This window comes from Pseudomonas eucalypticola (genome assembly GCF_013374995.1).
Classification (GTDB): domain Bacteria; phylum Pseudomonadota; class Gammaproteobacteria; order Pseudomonadales; family Pseudomonadaceae; genus Aquipseudomonas; species Aquipseudomonas eucalypticola.
The window spans coordinates 803,638-823,494 of record NZ_CP056030.1 but is presented as its reverse complement, the minus strand read 5'-3'; the positions used below and the strand labels follow the sequence as shown (position 1 = coordinate 823,494).

At 62.3% G+C, this 19,857-nt stretch carries 18 protein-coding genes and 1 other RNA gene; 11 read left to right on the top strand and 8 right to left on the bottom strand.

Translation table 11 applies throughout. The annotated features are described in order from the left end of the window. Positions 1–187: 187 nt before the first annotated feature. Positions 188–2,107 carry a molecular chaperone DnaK gene (dnaK, locus tag HWQ56_RS03770; protein WP_176569821.1) on the bottom strand — a complete coding sequence of 640 codons (1,920 nt, stop codon included), beginning with the start codon at positions 2,105–2,107 and terminating at the stop codon, positions 188–190. A gap of 127 nt (positions 2,108–2,234) precedes the next feature. Then, the gene (grpE, locus tag HWQ56_RS03765; protein ID WP_158154924.1) at positions 2,235–2,801 is read right to left on the bottom strand and encodes a nucleotide exchange factor GrpE; all 567 of its coding nucleotides are present in this window, start codon (positions 2,799–2,801) and stop codon (positions 2,235–2,237) included. A 231-nt stretch (positions 2,802–3,032) separates the two neighbouring features. Between grpE and recN the strand changes: the two genes are divergently transcribed. Next, positions 3,033–4,709 carry a DNA repair protein RecN gene (gene recN, locus HWQ56_RS03760; RefSeq protein WP_176569820.1) on the top strand — a complete coding sequence of 559 codons (1,677 nt, stop codon included), beginning with the start codon at positions 3,033–3,035 and terminating at the stop codon, positions 4,707–4,709. Positions 4,710–4,805: 96 nt separating this feature from the next. On the opposite strand, the gene fur is transcribed toward recN, so the two are convergent. After that, positions 4,806–5,210 carry a ferric iron uptake transcriptional regulator gene (fur, locus tag HWQ56_RS03755; protein WP_158154920.1) on the bottom strand — a complete coding sequence of 135 codons (405 nt, stop codon included), beginning with the start codon at positions 5,208–5,210 and terminating at the stop codon, positions 4,806–4,808. A 98-nt stretch (positions 5,211–5,308) separates the two neighbouring features. Between fur and HWQ56_RS03750 the strand changes: the two genes are divergently transcribed. Further along, positions 5,309–5,833, top strand: a complete 525-nt coding sequence (locus HWQ56_RS03750; protein ID WP_176569819.1) for an outer membrane protein assembly factor BamE — start codon at positions 5,309–5,311, stop codon at positions 5,831–5,833. 501 nt (positions 5,834–6,334) lie between these two features. Here the strand turns inward: HWQ56_RS03750 and HWQ56_RS03745 are convergent. After that, the gene (locus HWQ56_RS03745) at positions 6,335–6,643 is read right to left on the bottom strand and encodes an RnfH family protein (RefSeq protein WP_245217816.1); all 309 of its coding nucleotides are present in this window, start codon (positions 6,641–6,643) and stop codon (positions 6,335–6,337) included. Further along, positions 6,636–7,070 carry a type II toxin-antitoxin system RatA family toxin gene (locus HWQ56_RS03740; protein WP_158153881.1) on the bottom strand — a complete coding sequence of 145 codons (435 nt, stop codon included), beginning with the start codon at positions 7,068–7,070 and terminating at the stop codon, positions 6,636–6,638. The genes HWQ56_RS03745 and HWQ56_RS03740 overlap by 8 nt, the downstream gene beginning before the upstream one ends. A gap of 151 nt (positions 7,071–7,221) precedes the next feature. Here HWQ56_RS03740 and smpB point away from each other — a divergent pair, with 151 nt between their 5' ends. After that, complete coding sequence (gene smpB / locus HWQ56_RS03735; protein ID WP_008373856.1) at positions 7,222–7,704, top strand: SsrA-binding protein SmpB; 483 nt, start codon at positions 7,222–7,224, stop codon at positions 7,702–7,704. A 97-nt stretch (positions 7,705–7,801) separates the two neighbouring features. Here the strand turns inward: smpB and HWQ56_RS03730 are convergent, their stop codons facing one another. Then, the gene (locus tag HWQ56_RS03730; RefSeq protein ID WP_158153880.1) at positions 7,802–8,569 is read right to left on the bottom strand and encodes a GntR family transcriptional regulator; all 768 of its coding nucleotides are present in this window, start codon (positions 8,567–8,569) and stop codon (positions 7,802–7,804) included. Between the two features lie 163 nt (positions 8,570–8,732). Here HWQ56_RS03730 and HWQ56_RS03725 point away from each other — a divergent pair, with 163 nt between their 5' ends. The 8 genes from HWQ56_RS03725 to HWQ56_RS03690 all read left to right on the top strand — a co-directional run bounded on the left by HWQ56_RS03725 (position 8,733) and on the right by HWQ56_RS03690 (position 17,669). Further along, entirely contained in the window at positions 8,733–10,427 is a 1,695-nt protein-coding gene (locus HWQ56_RS03725) for a lactate permease LctP family transporter (RefSeq protein ID WP_176569818.1), read from the top strand. A gap of 94 nt (positions 10,428–10,521) precedes the next feature. After that, the gene (locus HWQ56_RS03720) at positions 10,522–11,346 is read left to right on the top strand and encodes a (Fe-S)-binding protein (RefSeq protein WP_158153878.1); all 825 of its coding nucleotides are present in this window, start codon (positions 10,522–10,524) and stop codon (positions 11,344–11,346) included. Next, positions 11,343–12,800: a LutB/LldF family L-lactate oxidation iron-sulfur protein gene (locus HWQ56_RS03715; RefSeq protein ID WP_176569817.1), complete on the top strand. Its 1,458-nt coding sequence runs from the start codon at positions 11,343–11,345 to the stop codon at positions 12,798–12,800. The genes HWQ56_RS03720 and HWQ56_RS03715 overlap by 4 nt, the downstream gene beginning before the upstream one ends. Then, complete coding sequence (locus HWQ56_RS03710; RefSeq protein WP_176569816.1) at positions 12,797–13,468, top strand: LutC/YkgG family protein; 672 nt, start codon at positions 12,797–12,799, stop codon at positions 13,466–13,468. Before HWQ56_RS03715 ends, HWQ56_RS03710 begins: the two co-directional genes overlap by 4 nt. Beyond that, positions 13,465–16,275 (top strand): FAD-binding and (Fe-S)-binding domain-containing protein, encoded by a 2,811-nt coding sequence (locus tag HWQ56_RS03705; protein WP_176569815.1) that lies wholly within the window; start codon positions 13,465–13,467, stop codon positions 16,273–16,275. The genes HWQ56_RS03710 and HWQ56_RS03705 overlap by 4 nt, the downstream gene beginning before the upstream one ends. Before the next feature lie 281 nt (positions 16,276–16,556). After that, on the top strand, positions 16,557–16,838 hold the full coding sequence (locus HWQ56_RS03700) for a hypothetical protein (protein ID WP_158153874.1): 282 nt from the start codon (positions 16,557–16,559) through the stop codon (positions 16,836–16,838). Positions 16,839–16,930: 92 nt separating this feature from the next. Next, positions 16,931–17,322: a transfer-messenger RNA gene (ssrA, locus tag HWQ56_RS03695) on the top strand. 92 nt (positions 17,323–17,414) lie between these two features. Further along, complete coding sequence (locus HWQ56_RS03690; RefSeq protein WP_158153873.1) at positions 17,415–17,669, top strand: hypothetical protein; 255 nt, start codon at positions 17,415–17,417, stop codon at positions 17,667–17,669. A 241-nt stretch (positions 17,670–17,910) separates the two neighbouring features. Here HWQ56_RS03690 and HWQ56_RS28995 read toward each other — a convergent pair whose 3' ends face one another. Beyond that, positions 17,911–18,276: a DUF6124 family protein gene (locus HWQ56_RS28995; protein WP_245217815.1), complete on the bottom strand. Its 366-nt coding sequence runs from the start codon at positions 18,274–18,276 to the stop codon at positions 17,911–17,913. 439 nt (positions 18,277–18,715) lie between these two features. Then, positions 18,716–19,822, bottom strand: a complete 1,107-nt coding sequence (locus HWQ56_RS03680; protein WP_176569814.1) for an endonuclease NucS domain-containing protein — start codon at positions 19,820–19,822, stop codon at positions 18,716–18,718. Positions 19,823–19,857 lie beyond the last annotated feature (35 nt).

Sequence of the window (19,857 nt, the reverse complement as noted above, 5' to 3'; positions counted from 1 at the left end):
TTCTATTTACTCTTCAGGACGTCGGAGCACTCAGGCGCCTCCGACCGTGCCGACAGCATCCGAGTCAGTCGCATGCTGTAAAAATTCGTCTATTCCAGACACGCCAACGCGGGAGCAAGCCCCCGCGCGGCGACATCCTACCAGCCACTGCCCGAAGGCAGTGAACTGGCCGACCAACAAACAAGGATTACTTGTTGTGGTCTTTGACTTCTTCGAACTCGGCGTCGACGACGTCGTCGTGCTTGGCAGCCTCTTCAGGCTGGGCTGCGGCACCAGCAGGCTGCTCGGCCTGTTCGGCGTACATCTTCTGGGCAACCGGGGCGCTGACTTTCGACAGCTCTTCGACCTTGGCCTCGATGGCGGCCTTGTCGTCGCCTTTGACAGCGGCTTCCAGGGCAACCACGGCAGCTTCGATGGCAGCCTTCTCTTCGGCAGTGACCTTGTCACCGGCGTCAGCGACCATTTTGCGAGTCGAGTGAACCAGCGCGTCACCCTGGTTACGGGCGCCAGCCAGCTCTTCGAACTTGCGGTCTTCTTCCGAGTTCGCTTCGGCGTCGCGGATCATCTGTTGAATTTCTTCATCAGACAGGCCGGAGTTGGCCTTGATCACGATCGACTGGGTCTTGCCAGTGGCCTTGTCCTTGGCGCCTACGTGCAGGATGCCGTTGGCGTCGATGTCGAAGGTCACTTCGATCTGTGGAACACCGCGTGGTGCTGGCGGGATCTCGGCCAGGTCGAACTTGCCCAGGGACTTGTTCTGGGCAGCCTGCTTGCGCTCACCTTGCAGCACGTGAATGGTCACAGCGCTCTGGTTGTCGTCGGCAGTGGAGAAAACCTGCGATTTCTTGGTAGGAATCGTGGTGTTTTTCTCGATCAGCGCGGTCATCACGCCACCCATGGTTTCGATACCCAGGGTCAGCGGGCTGACGTCCAGCAGCAGCACATCTTTCACGTCACCGGCCAGCACGGCGCCCTGGATGGCAGCCCCCATGGCAACGGCTTCGTCAGGGTTGACGTCTTTACGGGCTTCTTTACCGAAGAAGTCGGTAACAGCCTTCTGAACCAGTGGCATACGGGTCTGACCGCCGACCAGGATCACGTCGTTGATCGAACCTACATCGATACCGGCGTCCTTCAGGGCAATGCGGCAAGGCTCGATGGTGCGCTGAACCAGGTCTTCAACCAGCGATTCCAGCTTGGCACGCGAGATTTTCACGTTCAGGTGCTTCGGACCGGTGGCGTCTGCAGTGATGTACGGCAGGTTGACGTCGGTCGACTGGCTGGACGACAGCTCGATCTTGGCTTTCTCAGCGGCTTCTTTCAGGCGCTGCATGGCCAGCGGGTCACCCTTGAGGTTCATGCCGCTTTCTTTCTTGAACTCGTCGACGAGGTAGTCGATCAGGCGGATGTCGAAGTCTTCACCACCCAGGAAGGTGTCGCCGTTGGTGGCCAGTACTTCGAACTGGTGCTCACCGTCGACTTCGGCGATTTCGATGACCGAAACGTCGAAGGTACCGCCACCCAGGTCGTAGACGATCACGGTGTGGTCGCCCTTGGCCTTGTCCATGCCGTAGGCCAGAGCAGCCGCGGTAGGTTCGTTGATGATGCGCTTGACGTCGAGGCCAGCGATGCGGCCGGCGTCCTTGGTCGCCTGGCGCTGGCTGTCGTTGAAGTACGCAGGCACGGTGATGACCGCTTCGGTCACCGCTTCGCCCAGGTAGTCTTCAGCGGTTTTCTTCATTTTCTTCAGGATTTCGGCGGAAATCTGTGGCGGGGCCATTTTCTGGCCGTTCACTTCCACCCAGGCGTCGTTGTTATCAGCCTTGACGATCTTGTAAGGGACCATCTGGATGTCTTTCTGCACGACTTCTTCTTCGAAGCGACGGCCGATCAGACGCTTTACCGCGTACAGGGTGTTGTGCGGGTTGGTGACCGCCTGACGCTTGGCCGACTGGCCAACCAGGGTTTCGCCGTCGTTGGCGTACGCGATGATCGAAGGGGTGGTACGAGCGCCTTCAGAGTTCTCGATGACCTTGGCCTTGCCGTTTTCCAGAATGGAAACGCAGGAGTTGGTGGTCCCCAGGTCGATGCCGATAATCTTGCCCATGTTAACTCTCCCGAAACTTTGGATTTGGATGCCGCAGCAGTAGTGGCTGTCTGCGGTAGCACTTAAACGCTTGACATCAAAATGGGGGCCCGTGGATGAATTTCAAGGCCCACCATTAACAGAAGTTTCACGCCTGCTCGTCGATGGACGGCGACACCGGCGCGGGGGCCTTGCTGACCACCACCATGGCGGGGCGCAGCAGGCGGCCATTGAGCTGGTAGCCCTTCTGGAACACCTTGAGCACGCTGTTGGGTTCCACGTCGGCGCTTTCCTGCATGGCCATCGCCTGGTGGTGCTCGGCGTTGAATGGCTGGCCATGGGGGTCGATGGCTTCGAGGTTGTAGCGCTTGAGGGTGTCCTCGAACATCTTCAGCGTCAGCTGCATGCCTTCACGCATCGGGCGCAGCGCTTCATCGTCGGCGCTGCTCAGCTCGACGCCACGCTCCAGGCTGTCCATGATCGGCAGCAGGTCGGAGGCGAATTTCTCCAGCGCGAACTTGTGCGCCTTCTCTACGTCCTGGTCGGCGCGGCGGCGCACGTTCTGCAGGTCGGCGGCCACGCGCAGAGATTGGTCCTGGGCGGCAGCCAGCTGTTCTTCGAGGGTTTTCACCCGTGCAGCGAGATCATCAGCGCCGGCTTCGCCAGCCTGGTTTGCATCGAGATTCTGTTCGTCCAGAGTCTGTTCGTCAGCCATCAGGGTTCTCCTTTCAATTTCGTCTGCGAGCTCGACTCGCGCTTCTGCCCGCTATATGGGGTCGCAATTTCCAGCTTCAAGGGCAGCGATGCACGCTTGTGCAGATTGGCAAATGCCGCGGCGCGATTAAAAAAGCCGCCATGCGAGCCAATGGTGCTAAACGGGGGCATTGTCAGCGCGAATAAAAACACTGTATAAATAACCAGACTTTTTAAGCCCGGGAGCCGCCCCATGCTGGTGCACCTATCCGTACACAACTACGCCATCGTCGAACATCTCGACCTGGAGCTCGCGCGCGGCATGAGCGTGATCACCGGCGAGACCGGCGCGGGCAAGTCCATCATGCTCGACGCCCTGGGGCTCACCCTAGGTGACCGCGCCGACAGCGGCGTAGTTCGACCGGGTGCCGACAAGGCCGACATTCTCGCCACCTTCGACCTGGTGGACATTCCCGAGGCCCGCACCTGGCTCAACGAACGCGACCTGGACGGCAGCGGCCCATGCATTCTGCGTCGTGTGATTACCGCCGAAGGCCGCTCGCGCGGTTATATCAATGGCACACCGTGCCCCCTGGGCGACCTGAAAGCCCTGGGCGAACTGCTGATCGACATCCACAGCCAGCACGAACACCAGTCGCTGCTGAAAACCGACACCCACCGCCGCCTGCTGGATGAATACGCCGGCGCCACCGACCTGGCCCGCCAGGTTCAGCTGGCCGCGCACAAATGGCGCCAGACCCGCCAGGAACTCGACCGCCTGTCGAACTCCGGTGACGAACAACGCGCCCGCCACCAGCTGCTCAGCTACCAGCTGGAGGAACTGGAAAACCTCAACCTGGGCGAGAACGAGCTGGAGCTGCTGGAGCAGGAACACAAGAACCTGACCAACGCCGAGGCCCTGTTCGGCATCTGCCGCCAGGTCATCGACCATTGCAGCGAAAACGACTCGGGCAACGTGCTCAGCGCCCTGACCGCCAGCCTCAACCGCCTGACCGCCGTGCACAACGCACCGCGCGCACTGGGCGAGGCCGCCAGCATGCTCTCCAGCGCGCAGATCCAGGTGGAAGAAGCGGTGGGCGAGCTGAACCGCTTCCTCGACCATTTCGACGCCGACCCGGCGCGCCTGCAGCAACTGGAAGAGCGCCTGGATACCATCTATACCCTGGCGCGCAAGCATCGCATCCACCCCACCGAAGTGGCGGCGCTGCAACAGAAGCTGCTGGACGAGATCGAGACCCTCAACGCCAACGACGAATCCATCGAACGCCTGGGCGACGAAGTGGCGGCCTACGCGCGCCATTACCAGGAAAAGGCCCAGGAGCTCAGCCGCCTGCGCCAGCACGCGGCCACCGGCCTGGCCGCGGCGGTGGAAGTGGAAATCCAGCGCCTGGGCATGCCCGGCGGGCGCTTCACCATCGAACTGCGCCCGCTCGGCACCGACGATCTCGCGCCCCATGGCCTGGAGCAAGTGGAATTGCTGGTCAGCGCCAACCCGGGCCAGCCACTCAAGCCGTTGGCGAAAGTGGCTTCGGGGGGTGAACTGTCGCGCATCAGCCTGGCGATCCAGGTCATCACCGCCCAGACCTCGCGGGTGCCGACCCTGGTGTTCGACGAAGTGGACGTGGGCATCGGCGGCCCTACCGCGGAAATCGTCGGCCAGCTGCTGCGCCGCCTGGGTGAGCGCGGCCAGGTGCTGACCGTCACCCACCTGCCGCAGGTAGCTGCCCAGGGGCACCACCACCTGTTCGTGCACAAGGTGCGTGGCAGTGACGAAACCCGCACGGCGGTGGCCAGCCTTAATAAAGGAGAGCGCGTGGAAGAGGTGGCGCGCATGTTGGGCGGCATCGACCTGACCAAGGAGTCGCTGGCGCACGCCAAGAAGATGGTCGTCACTGCCCGCTGCGGCTGAGCATCACGGCCGCCCGCCCCCTCCACCGGGCTGGCGACACACTCAAGAAAGCACAAAGGCGACCCTAGGGTCGCCTTCGTTCGTTACGCCAGTCGATTACTTCTTCTTGCGTACGTGCAGGACCAGATTGTGGTCAACCAGCTCATAGCCATGCTTTTCGGCAATGGCATGCTGCAGCTCTTCGATATCCTTGTCGACGAACTCAATCACCTCGCCGGAGTCCACATCGACCATATGGTCGTGGTGGCCACCGTCGGCCAGTTCGAAGACGGCGTGGCCGCCATCGAAGTTATGACGAACCACCAGGCCAGCAGCTTCGAATTGGGTCAGTACACGGTAAACCGTGGCCAGGCCCACATCTTCGCCTGCTTCCATCAGTGCCTTGTAGACGTCCTCGGCGCTCATGTGGCGTTGCTCTGCGCCGTCAAGCATTTGCAGGATCTTGACTCGAGGCAGGGTCACCTTGAGGCCGGCTTTTCGTAACTCGCTATTTTCAACCATGGTCAGCTTTCTCGCCGATGCTGCTTCGCAGCTTCTCTTAATGCGGGTATGATCGGGGTTTACGTTGTCCCAGCCAAGATAGTGGAAGTCGCCCACCGATGCAAAACACCAAGCACTTGCTATTCAGCCTCACCTTCGTGGGACTGCTCGCACTCGCCGGTTGTTCATTCCCCGGGGTTTACAAAATCGACATCCAGCAGGGCAATGTCGTCACGCAGGACATGATAGACCAGTTACGCCCGGGAATGACCCGCCGGCAAGTACGGTTTATCATGGGCAACCCCCTGCTGGTCGATACGTTTCATGCCAATCGCTGGGATTACCTCTACAGTATCCAACCAGGTGGCGGTGAGCGCCAGCAGGAACGGATGAGCGTTTTCTTCAATGAAAACGACCAGCTGGCCAGCCTGTCCGGTGACTTCATGCCCGGCGTGAGCAAAGACCAGACCATCCTGGGCACCCCAGGCGCCGCACCGGCCGCGCCAGTGGACAACACCGCCCAACCGGCACCGGAAACACCTGCCAAGCCGGGCTCCACCCTGGACCAGATCCAGCGCAGCGTCGACGACGTGAAAGTGGTTCCCGTACCAACGCCTACGCCTATCGAGGCCAACCCTCAGTAATCAGGCGTAGCAAAAAAGCAGCCCGGCACATGTGCCGGGCTTTTTATTGGTTCTTCACGGGTTGCAGGGAAAGTTATGGCACTACCACCGATATGCAGTGAACAAACGGAGCGGACCAGGTGATCTCACAGGCATAACTGGCCGGAAACGGATGTGGGACCGGGCTTGCCCGGGAAGCGCCGCGCGGGCGGCGCTCGGTTTCAAGGGCGCAGGAAAAACCAAGACATGCATCCGGTGGCCTTGATGCGATTGCAAGACGGGCCGATAGGATGTTCATCGGAGCTCCTGGCTGGGGATTGCATCAAGGCTACTAAGCGCCAGGCGATGTTGTAGTGTCGCTGTTGAGATCGAGCGCCGCCGGCGCGGCGCTTCCCGGGCAAGCCCGGTCCCACATCTGTTTCGGGCCAGTTATGCCTTTAAGATCACCTGGTCCGCTTTGTTTGTTCACTACAGATCTTTGAAGGCGCCACCAACTTCCCGGGGATTTCGCGAAGCCCCTTTTTATTGGCCGCTGCTGGCCTTGGCCTTCGCTGCGCGCATGCGTCGCACCTCTTTGGGGTCGGCGACCAGCGGGCGGTACAGCTCGATACGGTCGCCCTCCTCCACCGCCTGCGCGGCTGGGTCGGGTACCACCTTGCCAAAGATGCCCACAGGGCAGTCCAACAGCGCCACCTCAGGAAACCGCTCGGCGATCCCCGAACGCTGCACGGCTTCGCGAACAGAGCAACCCGCGGGCACCTGAACGCTCAACAACGCCTGCCGGTCGACGGCGGCAAACACCACCTCGACCTCCACCATGGCCTCAGCCATACAGTTGCTTGGCGCGCTGGCAGAAAGCATCCACCAGGGTGTTGGCCGCCTGGTTGAACAACGGGCCCAGGGTGGCGCGGACGATGGAGCCGGCATAGTCGAACGACATGTCCAGGCTGATCTTGCAGGCTTTTTCGCCCAGAGGCTTGAACACCCACAGGCCATGCAACTGCGTGAACGGGCCTTCCTCGAGGTTCATTTCGATGGTGTTGCCCGGCACCAGTACATTTCGCGTGACAAATTTTTGAGAAAGCCCGCCCTTGGCGACTTCGAGGCTGGCGCGCATCAGTACGTCAGTTTCCTCGATCACTGTGCTGGACGAACACCACGGCAGGAACTTGGGGTAGCTCGCCACGTCGTTGACCAGGTCGTACAGGGCCTGTGCGGGGTAAGGCAGCAGGGCCGAACGTTGGATATGCGTAGTCATGAGTGCGTCATTTCCTCCGGTGCCTTCCAGTCGACAACAACAAGGCCCAGGTGATCAAAAAAGATCGCGCATTGTCCGGGATAACCCGCACAGGCTCAAGCACGTATACACCGTAGCCGACAACGCCGCGACTGCCTATAATGCGCCCCCTATGGCCAAACAAAAGAAACACCCCGAAGGGACTATCGCGCAGAACAAGAAGGCGCGACACGATTACTTCATCGAGCACAAGTTCGAGGCCGGTCTGGTCCTGTCCGGTTGGGAAGTAAAAAGTCTGCGTGCCGGCAAGGCGCAGTTGATCGACAGCTACGTCCTGCTCAAGGATGGCGAAGCCTGGCTGCTGGGCAGCCATATCACGCCCTTGACCGCGGCCAGCACTCACGTCATCGCTGACCCGGTACGTACCCGTAAACTGCTGCTCAACAAGCGCGAGCTGGAAAAGCTGTTCACCCTGGTGCAACAGAAAGGCTATGCCTGCGTGGCGCTGTCCATGTACTGGAAGCAGCACCTGATCAAGTGCGAAATCGCGCTGGGCAAGGGCAAGAAGGAATACGACAAGCGCCACACCGAGCGCGAGCGTGATTCCGACCGCGAATTGCACCGCGCCGTGCGCACCAAGGGCAAGGACGAGTAGCCTCCAAGGGGCCGGTGCCTGCGGAGCCGGGCGAAGCTGGGGAAAAGAACACGGCGCACCGAGGTGCCCTGTCCCGGCTTCACCCTGCCCCACAGCGTCATAGCCCCTTGCGGCGCTCTGCTCGTGCCACGCGCTGAACCTGCTGCCTGACTTCGTCGAGCACTTCCTGCACATACAGGATGTGGCGGCTGGAGATCTCTCGGGCGTCTTCCGCACGCCCCTCGATAATGGCCAGGTACAGCTCGCGGTGCTGGCTGATCAGCATGTCGCGGGTTTCACTGCGCTGCTGGTACATCCCACCAATGTTGATCACCACGTTGCGCTTGAGCAGGTCGAACAGCCCGCGAATGGTGTGCAGCAACACCGCGTTGTGGCTGGCCTCGGCGATGGCCAGGTGGAAATTGGCATCGGCCGCGCCCTCTTCGGCGCGCGTGACCTGGTCTTCCCGGGCGTAGCAATCCAATAGCGCCTCGAACGCCACCTTCAACCGTTCACGGTCCAGTTCGGTAGCGCGCTTGGCCGCATAAAAGGCGCAGGACGCCTCCAGCGTGTGGCGAAACTCCAGCAGGTCGCGCTGGGATTCAGGGTTGCTTTCCAGCAACTGCATCAGCGGGTCACTGAAGGTCGACCCCAAGGTTTCCACCACGTAGTTGCCGCCACCCTGGCGGCTGATCAGCATGCCCTTGGCCACCAGTTTCTGAATGGCCTCGCGCAACGACGGCCGCGACACCCCGAACTGTTCAGCCAGCACGCGCTCTGCCGGCAACCGCTCCCCGGCACGCAGGGTGCCTTCCAGAATCATGCCTTCGAGCCGCTCGACGATATCGTCGGACAACCGCCGCTGGCGGACCTGATCAAACGCCATCACTACCTCTCCACTCATCCCACCACGACGAAAGTATCAGGGTGACAAATTGACACACTGACAGCAGGGCCTCTAACCTAGCACTTGCGCATTGTAAATTGGTATTACCAATTTGCCAATGCCAGTGCGACGCCTGACCAACAACAATTAGGGGCCACCCCACATGCAAACCTGGCAACAACTCTACAGCCCGCTCGGCAGCCTCGGCCTGTCCGCCCTCGCCGCTGTCATCCCGATCGTATTCTTCTTCCTCGCCCTGGCCGTGCTGCGCCTCAAAGGCCACGTGGCGGGCAGCATCACCTTGGTACTGGCGGTGCTGGTGGCGATCTTCGCTTTCGGCATGCCCACCGACATGGCCCTGGCCGCGGCCGGCTACGGCTTCATTTACGGCCTGTGGCCCATCGCCTGGATCATCGTGGCGGCGGTTTTCCTCTACAAGCTGACCGTCAAGAGCGGCCAGTTCGAGATCATCCGCAGCTCGGTACTGTCCATTACCGATGACCAGCGCCTGCAGGTATTGCTGATCGGTTTCTGCTTCGGTGCGTTCCTGGAAGGCGCGGCCGGCTTCGGCGCGCCGGTGGCCATCACCGCCGCGCTGCTGGTAGGCCTGGGGTTCAACCCGCTGTACGCGGCCGGTCTGTGCCTGATCGCCAACACCGCCCCGGTAGCCTTCGGCGCCCTGGGCATTCCGATCATCGTCGCGGGCCAGGTCACCGGCATCGACGCCTTCAAGATCGGCGCCATGGCCGGCCGCCAATTGCCCCTGCTGTCGGTGTTCGTGCCGTTCTGGCTGGTGTTCATGATGGACGGCAAGCGCGGCGTGCGTGAAACCTGGCCGGCGGCCCTGGTGGCGGGTGGCAGCTTCGCCATCACCCAGTATTTCACGTCCAACTTCATCGGCCCGGAGTTGCCGGACATCACCTCGGCCCTCGTCAGCCTGATTGCCCTGACCCTGTTCCTGAAGGTCTGGCAACCGCACCGCAGCGCCGGCGACCACATCGCCGGCACGGCCGAAGGCGCCGCGGCCGTGGCCAGCGTCGGTGGCTTCGGCAAACCCCGGGTACAACTGGATTCGCCCTACAGCTTTGGCGAGATCTTCAAGGCCTGGTCACCGTTCCTGATCCTGACCGTGTTGGTAACCATCTGGACCCTCAAGCCCTTCAAGGCCATGTTTGCCGCGGGCGGCGCGCTGTACGCCACGGTGTTCAACTTCGCCATCCCGCACCTGGACCAACTGGTGATCAAGGTCGCCCCCATCGCGGCCACGCCTACCCCCATCGCCGCGGTGTTCAAACTGGACCCCATCGCCGCCACCGGCACGGCGATCTTCCTGGCCGCGCTGATCTCCATGGCCGTGCTTAAAATCAAGGCGCATATTGGTCTGACCACTTTCAAGGATACCCTGTACGAACTGCGCTGGCCCATCCTGTCCATCGGCATGGTGCTGGCGTTTGCCTTCGTCACCAACTACTCGGGCATGTCTTCCACCATGGCCTTGGTGCTGGCGGCGACGGGCGCGGCGTTCCCGTTCTTCTCGCCGTTCCTGGGTTGGCTGGGGGTGTTCCTGACCGGTTCCGATACCTCGTCCAACGCCCTGTTCAGTTCATTGCAGGCCACCACCGCGCACCAGATCAACGTCAGCGACACGCTGTTGGTAGCGGCCAATACCAGCGGCGGCGTGACCGGCAAGATGATCTCGCCGCAGTCCATCGCCGTGGCCTGCGCCGCCACCGGCCTGGTAGGCAAGGAGTCCGACCTGTTCCGCTTCACCCTCAAGCACAGCCTGTTCTTCGCGACCATCGTCGGCCTGATCACCCTGGCCCAGGCGTACTGGTTCACCGGCATGCTGGTGCATTGATGCAACACGCCCGGCGCTGCCCTGCGCGGCGCCGGTACTGATAACCCCGGCCCACCGCGGCCGGATAACCGGGCCCACCCGGAGACAACGCCTGATGAGCGAGCTTTTCTACAACGCCGTACCGAATGCCACCCGCGTGGCGCCGCCCATTCCCCAGCCGCGCCAGTACCCGGCGAGCAAACCGGCTCGCGTGTACCTGTTCGGTACCTGCGTGGTCGACCTGTTCTACCCCGAGGCCGGCATGGACGCCATTCGCCTGCTGGAGCGCGAAGGTATCCGCGTGGATTTCCCCCAAGGCCAGAGCTGCTGCGGCCAACCGGCCTACACCAGCGGCTACACCGACCAGGCCCGAACCGTGGCCCGCGCGCAACTGGCGCTGTTCGCCGGCGACCAGCCCGTGGTGGTGCCGTCCGGCTCGTGTGCCGGCATGCTGCGCCAGCACTACGCCGACCTGTTCAAGGACGAGCCTGAAACCCTCGAGCAGGTACAGGCCCTGGCGGAACGCACCTTCGAGCTGGCCGAATTCCTCCTGCACGTGTGCAAGGTGCAGCTCAAGGACAACGGCCAACCGGTCAAGGTGGCCCTGCACACCTCTTGCTCGGCACGCCGGGAAATGAACACCCACCTGCATGGACGCGCGCTGTTGGCGCAATTGACCAACGTCGAGCGCGTGGAGCACAGCCATGAAAGCGAATGCTGCGGCTTCGGTGGGACGTTCAGCGTACGCATGCCGGACATTTCCGGCGCCATGGTGGCCGACAAGACCCACAACCTGAAGGCATCCGGCGCCCATCAGGTGCTGAGCGCCGATTGCGGCTGCCTGATGAACATCAACGGCGCCCTCGAGAAGCAACGCGAGACCTTGCGCGGCCAGCACCTGGCGACCTTCCTGTGGCAACGCAGCGGGGGTGGCCGATGAACAGCCAGGCCCGCATCCCCGCCGTGGAAATCGACGACGACTTCCGCAGCCGCGCCCACAACGCCCTGGGCGACCCACAACTGCGCAGCAACTTCCGCAGCGCCATGGACTCGCTCATGACCAAGCGCGCCGTGGCCTTCGCCGACCCGGACGAGCGCGAGCAACTGCGCGCCCTGGGCAACGCCGTGCGCGCCCGCGCCCTGTCGAAACTCCCTGACCTGCTGGAAACCCTGGAACGCAACCTCACCCGCAACGGCGTCAAGGTGCACTGGGCCGAGACAGTCGAGCAAGCCAACGGCATCGTCCAGTCGATCATCGACGCCCATGGCGCCAAGCAGGTGATCAAGGGCAAGTCCATGGTCAGCGAAGAAATGGAAATGAACCACGCCCTGGAGGCCCGCGGCATCGAATGCCTGGAGTCCGACATGGGCGAGTACATCGTCCAGCTGGACCACGAAAAGCCGTCCCACATCATCATGCCGGCCATTCACAAGAACGCCGGCCAGGTCGCCAGCCTGTTCCATGACAAACTGGGCGTGGAGTACACGAAGGACGTCGACCAGTTGATCCAGATCGGCCGCCGGGTACTGCGGCAGAAATTTTTCGAGGCCGACATCGGCGTGTCCGGGGTCAACTTCGCCGTCGCCGAGACCGGCACCCTGCTGCTGGTGGAAAACGAAGGCAACGGGCGCATGTCCACCACCGTGCCGCCGGTGCACATCGCCGTCACGGGCATCGAGAAAGTCGTCGAAAACCTGCGTGACGTGGTGCCACTGCTGTCCCTGCTGACCCGCTCGGCGCTGGGCATTCCCATCACCACCTACGTCAACATGATCAGCGGCCCGCGCCAGCCCGACGAGCGCGACGGCCCCCAGGAAGTGCACCTGGTGTTGCTGGACAACGGTCGCAGCCAGGCCTTCGCCGACGGCGAACTGCGCCAGACCCTCAACTGCATTCGCTGCGGCGCCTGCATGAACCACTGCCCGGTGTACACCCGCGTGGGCGGCCACACCTACGGCGAGGTGTATCCCGGCCCCATCGGCAAGATCATCACCCCGCACATGGTCGGCCTGGCCAAGGTGCCAGACCACCCCAGCGCCTCGTCGCTGTGCGGCGCCTGCGGTGAAGTGTGCCCGGTGAAAATCCCCATCCCGGCGTTGCTGCGCCGCTTGCGCGAAGAAAACGTCAAAGCCCCCGACAGCCCCCATCCGGTCATGCGCGGCCAAGGCAGCAAATACTCGCGCAAGGAGCGCTTGATCTGGAACGCCTGGGCCACCCTCAACGGTCACCCAGTGCTCTATAAAGCCTTCAGTTTTTTCGCCACGCGCCTGCGCCACCTGACGCCGAAGCACGTCGGCCCCTGGACGCAACACCACAGCGCGCCGAAACCCGCCGCCCGCTCGCTGCACGACATGGCCCGCGAGCATCTGGCCCAACAGGGAGGCCGCCCATGAGCGCCAAACAGAACATCCTGGCCAAACTGCGCAATAGCCTGATTGGCACCACGCCCATTGTGGATAACTTCGACGAGGGCCTGGTCACCCGCCCGTGGACTTATCCACAAGGCGAGCGCATCGCCCAACTGCGCAAACTGATGGAGGCCGTGCACACGGAAATCCACCTGACCACTGACGCCGCTTGGCCCGCCCTGCTCGCGCAACTGCTGCGCGACCGGCACCTGCCCAACCTGCTGATCGCCCCTGGCACTGCCCACGGCCAACGCATCAGCAAACACTGGCAGCACCAAGCCGACCTGCCGGCGCTCAAAGCCTACGACCGCCCCGTGGAAGCCTGGAAAGCCGAGTTATTCAACGACACCGCCGCCAGCCTGACCAGCACCGTGGGGGCCATCGCCGCCACCGGCAGCCTGATCCTGTGGCCCACCCGCGAAGAACCGCGGCTGATGAGCCTGGTGCCGCCGGTGCATTTCGCCCTGCTGAAGGCCAGCGAGATCCACGACAACTTCTACCAGGTGCAACGGCAGTTCAACTGGGCGGGCGGCATGCCCACCAACGCCCTGCTGGTGTCCGGCCCGTCGAAAACCGCCGACATCGAACAGGTACTGGCCTACGGCGCCCACGGCCCCAAAGACCTGGTGGTACTGATTCTGGAGGACCAATGAGCCTGCCTGCTGCGTTCCTGCGTGAAGCCTGCCAACTGATCCCGGCGGCGCGCCGCTTCGACGACCCCACTTCCACCCTGGCCTTTGGCACCGACGCCAGCTTCTACCGGCTGATCCCCAAGCTGGTGGTGCGGGTGGAATCCGAAGACGAAGTGGTGGCCCTGCTCACCCTCGCCCACCGCGAACAGGTGCCCGTCACCTTTCGCGCCGCCGGCACCAGCCTGTCCGGCCAGGCCATCAGCGACTCGGTACTGATCGTGCTGGGCGACAACTGGAACGGCCGCGAAATTCGCGGCCAGGGCACGCAGATCCGCTTGCAGCCCGGTGTCATCGGCGCCCAGGCCAACGCCTGGCTGGCGCCATTCGGGCGCAAGATCGGCCCCGATCCGGCCTCCATCAATGCCTGCAAGATCGGCGGCATCGTCGCCAACAACGCCAGCGGCATGTGCTGCGGCACCGCGCAAAACACCTACCACACCCTGGCAGGCATTCGCCTGGTACTGGCCGACGGCACCCGCCTGGACAGCGAAGACCCGGCCAGCGTCGCCGCCTTCCGCACCAGCCACGGCGCACTGCTGGACAGGCTGGCCGAACTGGGCCGCGAGACCCGCGCCAACAGCGAACTGGCCGCGCGCATCCGCCACAAATACCGCCTGAAAAATACCACCGGCCTGTCCCTCAACGCCCTGGTGGACTACGACGACCCCCTGGATATCCTCAGCCACCTGCTGGTGGGCAGCGAAGGCACCCTGGGCTTCATCAGCGCGGTCACCTACGACACCGTCATCGACCACCCCTTCAAGGCCTCGGCGCTGATCGTCTTCCCCGACGTAGAAACCTGCTGCAACGCCGTCACCGTGCTCAAGACCCAACCGGTCGCCGCCGTCGAACTGCTGGACCGCCGCAGCCTGCGCTCGGTGCAAGGCATGAAAGGCATGCCCGCCTTCGTGCGGGAATTGTCCGACGGCGCCTGCGCCCTGCTTATCGAATCCCGCGCCGCCAGCCAAGTGCTGCTGCACGAACAACTGGCGCAGATCATGGCCAGCCTGGCGCCGTTCCCAGTGGAACGCCAGGTCGACTTTAGCGAAGACCCGGTGGAAAACGCCCGCCTGTGGGCCATCCGCAAAGACACCTTCCCCGCCGTCGGCGCCGTGCGCCAGACCGGCACCACGGTCATCATCGAAGACGTCACCTTCCCGGTCGAACAACTGGCCATCGGCGTTAACCGCCTGATCGCCCTGTTCGAAAAACACCGCTACGACGAAGCCATCCTCTTCGGCCACGCCCTGGAGGGCAACCTGCACTTCGTCTTCACCCAGGGCTTCAACAACCCCGAGGAAGTGGCGCGCTACCAGGCCTTCATGGACGACGTGGCGCAGTTGGTGGCCGTGGAATTCGGCGGCTCGCTGAAAGCCGAACACGGCACCGGCCGCAACATGGCGCCCTTCGTGGAACTGGAATGGGGCCACGACGCCTACCAGCTGATGTGGCAACTCAAGCGCCTGCTGGACCCCACCGGCATCCTCAACCCCGACGTGGTCCTCAGCGAAGACCCACACATTCACCTGAAAAATCTGAAGCCCATGCCCGCGGCCGACGACATCGTCGACAAATGCATCGAGTGCGGCTTCTGCGAACCGGTGTGCCCCTCCAAAGGCCTGACCCTCAGCCCGCGCCAGCGCATCGTGATGTGGCGCGACATCCAAGCAAAAAAACGCGCCGGCATCGACACCACGGCACTCGAACACGACTACCAATACCAGGGCATCGACACCTGCGCCGCCACCGGCCTGTGCGCCCAACGCTGCCCGGTGGGCATCAACACCGGCGAACTGGTGAAAAAACTGCGCGCCCAGGCCGCCCACCACCAGAAAACCGCCACCTGGCTGGGCGAGCACTTCGCTACCGCCCTCAACGGCGCGCGCTTCACCCTGCACGCCGCCAACGGCGCGCGCATGCTGTTGGGCGCCCCGCGCCTGGCCAGCCTGTCCGCCCGCCTCACCCGCGCCAGCAAAGGCCGCGTGCCGCAATGGACCCCGGCCATGCCGCAAGCGGAAAACGCCATCCGCTTCACCCCAGCCGTCACCGACGCCCGCCCGCGCGTGGTGTACCTGGCCGCCTGTGTGTCCCGCGTCATGGGCCCCGCCGCCAGCGACCGCGAACAAATGTCCCTGCTGGACAAAACCCGCGGCCTGCTGGAAAAAGCCGGCTACCAGGTGGTGTTCCCGGAAAACCAGGACAGCCTCTGCTGCGGCCAGCCCTTCGCCTCCAAAGGCTACGCCGAGCAGGCCGAACACAAACGCCAGGAACTCATCGCCGCGCTTCTCACCGCCAGCCGCGGCGGCCTGGACCCCATCTACTGCGACACCAGTCCCTGCACCCTGCGCCTGGTGCAAGACCTGGCCGACACCCGCCTGGACCTCTACGACCCGGTGCGCTTCATTCGCACCCACCTCATGGACAAACTGGTCTTCACCCCCCAGGCCACGCCGATCGCCGTGCACGTCACCTGCAGCACCCAGCACCTGGGCGAGAGCCAGGCCCTCATCGACCTGGCGCGGCGCTGCAGCACCCAGGTGGTCATTCCCGAAGGCATCCACTGCTGCGGCTTCGCCGGCGACAAAGGCTTCACCACCCCCGAGCTCAACGACCACGCCCTGCGCACCCTCAAAAACGCCGTGCAGTACTGCGAAGAAGGCATCTCCACCAGCCGCACCTGCGAAATCGGCCTGAGCAGCCACAGCGGCATCGACTACCACAGCCTTGTCTACCTGGTGGACCGCGTTACTCGGCCGCGTGCGCTCTGAGACCGCGGTGCGCTTTTCCCGAGCTTCGCCCGGTCCCACAGGGTTGGCCCCGATCCCCGGCCCGGCCTGTAGGGCCGGGCGCAGCTCGGGTACTCGCCACCGCGCGCTCTGAAGTATTCAGTTGCAATTGAAATAAGTTTTTCAGACTATCCGCGCGCAAATATTTCGAACCCCTTCACAGCCCCAAAGTCCATCTTTCATGGCCTGTGAAAAGGCTCACCGTCCACTCGGCACCGAGCCCCTGCGCAGCCGAGTCTTCCCCCTGTTCAGGAGGTTTTCCCATGAAACGTCTTACCCTCTCCGGCCTGTGCATCGCCACCGCCCTGCTGACGTCCCACGCCTTCGCCGCCGACGACCTGTGCGCCGCGAACCTGCAGAAAATCGACGACCAGGACAAAACCGCCGGCAGCGCCTCGGCGCAGATCATGGAAAGCAACAAGGAAGACATCCAGAAAGCCCAGGCCGCCCAGGCCAGCGGCGACAAAGCGACCTGCATCGCCCTGTCCACCCGCGTGCTGCAGGAATACGAAAAGGCCACCAACACCGACGGCAAGACCCAGTAACACGCCGTCAACGACAAGCGGTCGACTCTTGCCACGTTTTGTCGTAAACTGAACGCCTTGCCCGTTCACGCGGGCAGGCTAGAGCAGAAAGCGGGGCCGATTAGGATTCGACGCCGGTAACGAAACTTTAGGTGCATGCCGAGTGGGTAACAGAACTCGTAAATCCACTGTTGCAAACTTTATAATTGCCAATGATGACAATTACGGGGAATTCGCTCTCGCTGCGTAAGCGGCGCTAGCCTTCCCTTCTGGTAGCTTCGGCTCCAGCAATCGTTAGAGGATGTCTGTAAACTCGAAGCGATTGTCATATAGAACAGAATCGTCGCCTAGTACGTTGTGGACGAAGCGCCTAAAACTTACACAACTCGCCTGAAGCACCCTGCCCGTCGGGCGGCCGAGGGTTAACCTAGTAGACACGGCTAAGCATGTAGAACCGACAGCGGAGTACTGGCGGACGGGGGTTCAAATCCCCCCGGCTCCACCAAACAAAGCGTCACGAAAAAGGCACCTCTAGCGGGTGCCTTTTTTTGTTTCCGGGGTTTTACTGCCCCTTCATTCCCGCCAGAGATCGTACCCATGCTCCAAGAACGACTGGACCTGTTGAAGCTTGCCAAGCCTGTACGCAACCAGATCGATGACCTGGTTCGCGCGTTGAATGCGGCGAGTACGCGGGCGGATCTGGAGCGCGAAGCGGAAATGCAGATCGCCCTGATCGGCGAGCTGGAGAGTGGGCGAAAGGTAAAGCCCGCCGACGTGGAAACCCTGTACATCATCTTCGATGATGCCGTACAAGCCCGACTCCAAGAACTTCCCACCGCCCCACGCCCGTAGCAGCGGACCTAGCCGCGTCAAAGCCAACCGCGGCCCGCTCACCGTCAACGCTACATCCAGCCACACCAGCTCATAGCGCGAACACAGCCAGCACCACCCCAGCGAGCATCCGACCCTGTGGGACCGGGCGAAGCTCGGGAAAAGACCACCGCGCATTTCAGCCAAACGCGACGCACCTCCCTCCCGAACTCCCCCCAACCCCACAACAGAAAACCTCTACAGCCACAGCGCAAGAACCAACCTACCCCGCCCGAGGCAACCCCGCCACCGCAGCCTCTACCAACGCCCGAGCAATCTCACTCACATGCTCAACATTGCGAGCCAACGCCCGCCACTCCTCCGGGCAATTCTCCACCAGCTCGGCAGCACCCGCACTGGCGCTACGCAGATACGAACTGGCCTGAACCAACACCTCCTCCAACGGCATGCCTTCGCGCACGGCGAAGATGGGCATGTCACCGACGCAGGGGCCAAAGGCGTGGTGGGCGGTGAAGTGGTGGCTTAACAGGATGGGATCGGGGTACGGGGATTTTCCTTCGGCGGCGAAGGCTTCGGGTGGTAACGGTGGTGAAGTTGAATCGGGGGGATCGGGGACCGGTTTGAACATGGCGCTTTACTCCTGACGTTTGATTGAAACCGCCAAGACCCGCTGCTAAACGAAGAGGTGGCGGTTGTACGCGGGTTAGCAGACCGGACCGTCAGGTACCCGGCGCACCCGAAGGTGCCCCACGCACAGCCGCCATAAAACGACATTGCAGTGTGGAACACTGGCAATGGCTATGGATGCGCTATGCGCCTGACGTATTCGGACTGCTAAATCCGACCGCTGATGAGCAGCGGCGGACTGAGAGTAGCCGCGTAGAAAAGTCAGTGCAAGCGGGAATCAAGAACGCGAACTATAGAAACATTTCGCAATTCTTTTGAAGCTGTAAGGCGATTATCGCAGAGGTTGTGGGAAACGTCCTAGGACTTTTCCCAAGCGTGAGCTGGTTAAAGCGCCCCTGGATGATGCGCAACCTCGAATCAACCCCAGAGCTCGGCCGGCACTACTGAACCGCACTAGCGGCTATATCATCGAAATGAGGGAAGCGCTCCTTCAATCGCTCGATGGTTGCTCTCCATTTCGGCGTCTTGGGCCGACAAACCGTATTCTGATTCCCGAACATCCCAATCTCACGAACCGCCTGGCTAATCGGAACGGTTTGTAGCCACTGAACCGGAACGAAATATTCGCAGTGCTCAGGGTCATCAATGAATTGGGCGTGATAGCTCGCGCGGACCGCGACTTCCATTACCGGCCGCTCCTCGCCATCCTTCATCACCCTGAATTCGTTTGCTGCGACCGCAGGGCCAAGCACGCGACCAACCCCCACATAACCTTGCTGGGGAATATTGATCCACACACGATCCTCCGCGGACAACAGCTGGAGCGTCTTGCTGTACCAGGAACCTCCACCGCCGGATATGAACCCGAACTCGACGGCATCGGCCCATGAGCGTGAAACCGAGTCTCCAAATGAGCAGTAAAACTCGCCATTCCAAGGCTCACTCAGGCCTTGGCTGGCAGACGCGGCATTCACTTGGGTCTGCACTGGATCGAGCAACCAGGACCTACTTAGCAATTGCTGCTCGCCTGCCTGAAAGACCTGGAAGCAGAGCACGTTGATCGGAATGTCGCGCTTGCTCAGGTATTGCACGATCCGCTCGCTACTCGCATCCAACTCTGTGGCGACGATTATCAACTGATGGCTGGCATTCAGCTCATCGTCATCCAGCACACGGCCGAAACGTGTTTGGAAGTCGACAGAGAGGCTTTGCCCTGGACGGAAACGTTGATAAATCGCAGCGATATCGCTTTCCGTCAGGCCATCAACCCAGGCGGCGTAATCAAGTGTTTGAGCAACCACCTCGCGAGGCGTACGGTCTCGTTTGAGCTCAATCAACACAAGGCTGCCGTCAGGGGCGACAGCTAGCAGGTCGATGCGCCCACCCGCATCTGTAAGTTCTTGCCGTCCTATGAGCATCCATTCTTCGGACAGAATGCTCGGCGAGTTGACGATCATTTCCTCTAAAAGCTGCTCACTGGGCAATTTGCTTTGGTAGAGCTTTTTTGGTGCAGAGCCAACGGTCCAAACGTCGGTTTTGATGGGCACGGAGCATTCCTTGAGCGCTATGGTGGGCGGTAGTG

What these genes read in the sequence shown, in the direction of transcription:
- smpB (WP_008373856.1), top strand. Translation starts at nt 7,222, where the DNA reads ATGGCCAAACAAAAGAAACACCCCGAAGGGACTATCGCGCAGAACAAG.
- HWQ56_RS03690 (WP_158153873.1), top strand. Translation starts at nt 17,415, where the DNA reads ATGCTCCAAGAACGACTGGACCTGTTGAAGCTTGCCAAGCCTGTACGC.
- recN (WP_176569820.1), top strand. Translation starts at nt 3,033, where the DNA reads ATGCTGGTGCACCTATCCGTACACAACTACGCCATCGTCGAACATCTC.
- dnaK (WP_176569821.1), bottom strand. Translation starts at nt 2,107, where the DNA reads ATGGGCAAGATTATCGGCATCGACCTGGGGACCACCAACTCCTGCGTT.
- HWQ56_RS03705 (WP_176569815.1), top strand. Translation starts at nt 13,465, where the DNA reads ATGAGCCTGCCTGCTGCGTTCCTGCGTGAAGCCTGCCAACTGATCCCG.
- HWQ56_RS03740 (WP_158153881.1), bottom strand. Translation starts at nt 7,070, where the DNA reads ATGACTACGCATATCCAACGTTCGGCCCTGCTGCCTTACCCCGCACAG.
- HWQ56_RS03700 (WP_158153874.1), top strand. Translation starts at nt 16,557, where the DNA reads ATGAAACGTCTTACCCTCTCCGGCCTGTGCATCGCCACCGCCCTGCTG.
- fur (WP_158154920.1), bottom strand. Translation starts at nt 5,210, where the DNA reads ATGGTTGAAAATAGCGAGTTACGAAAAGCCGGCCTCAAGGTGACCCTG.
- HWQ56_RS03750 (WP_176569819.1), top strand. Translation starts at nt 5,309, where the DNA reads ATGCAAAACACCAAGCACTTGCTATTCAGCCTCACCTTCGTGGGACTG.
- HWQ56_RS03710 (WP_176569816.1), top strand. Translation starts at nt 12,797, where the DNA reads ATGAGCGCCAAACAGAACATCCTGGCCAAACTGCGCAATAGCCTGATT.
- HWQ56_RS03745 (WP_245217816.1), bottom strand. Translation starts at nt 6,643, where the DNA reads ATGGCTGAGGCCATGGTGGAGGTCGAGGTGGTGTTTGCCGCCGTCGAC.
- grpE (WP_158154924.1), bottom strand. Translation starts at nt 2,801, where the DNA reads ATGGCTGACGAACAGACTCTGGACGAACAGAATCTCGATGCAAACCAG.
- HWQ56_RS03725 (WP_176569818.1), top strand. Translation starts at nt 8,733, where the DNA reads ATGCAAACCTGGCAACAACTCTACAGCCCGCTCGGCAGCCTCGGCCTG.
- HWQ56_RS28995 (WP_245217815.1), bottom strand. Translation starts at nt 18,276, where the DNA reads ATGTTCAAACCGGTCCCCGATCCCCCCGATTCAACTTCACCACCGTTA.
- HWQ56_RS03720 (WP_158153878.1), top strand. Translation starts at nt 10,522, where the DNA reads ATGAGCGAGCTTTTCTACAACGCCGTACCGAATGCCACCCGCGTGGCG.
- HWQ56_RS03730 (WP_158153880.1), bottom strand. Translation starts at nt 8,569, where the DNA reads ATGGCGTTTGATCAGGTCCGCCAGCGGCGGTTGTCCGACGATATCGTC.
- HWQ56_RS03715 (WP_176569817.1), top strand. Translation starts at nt 11,343, where the DNA reads ATGAACAGCCAGGCCCGCATCCCCGCCGTGGAAATCGACGACGACTTC.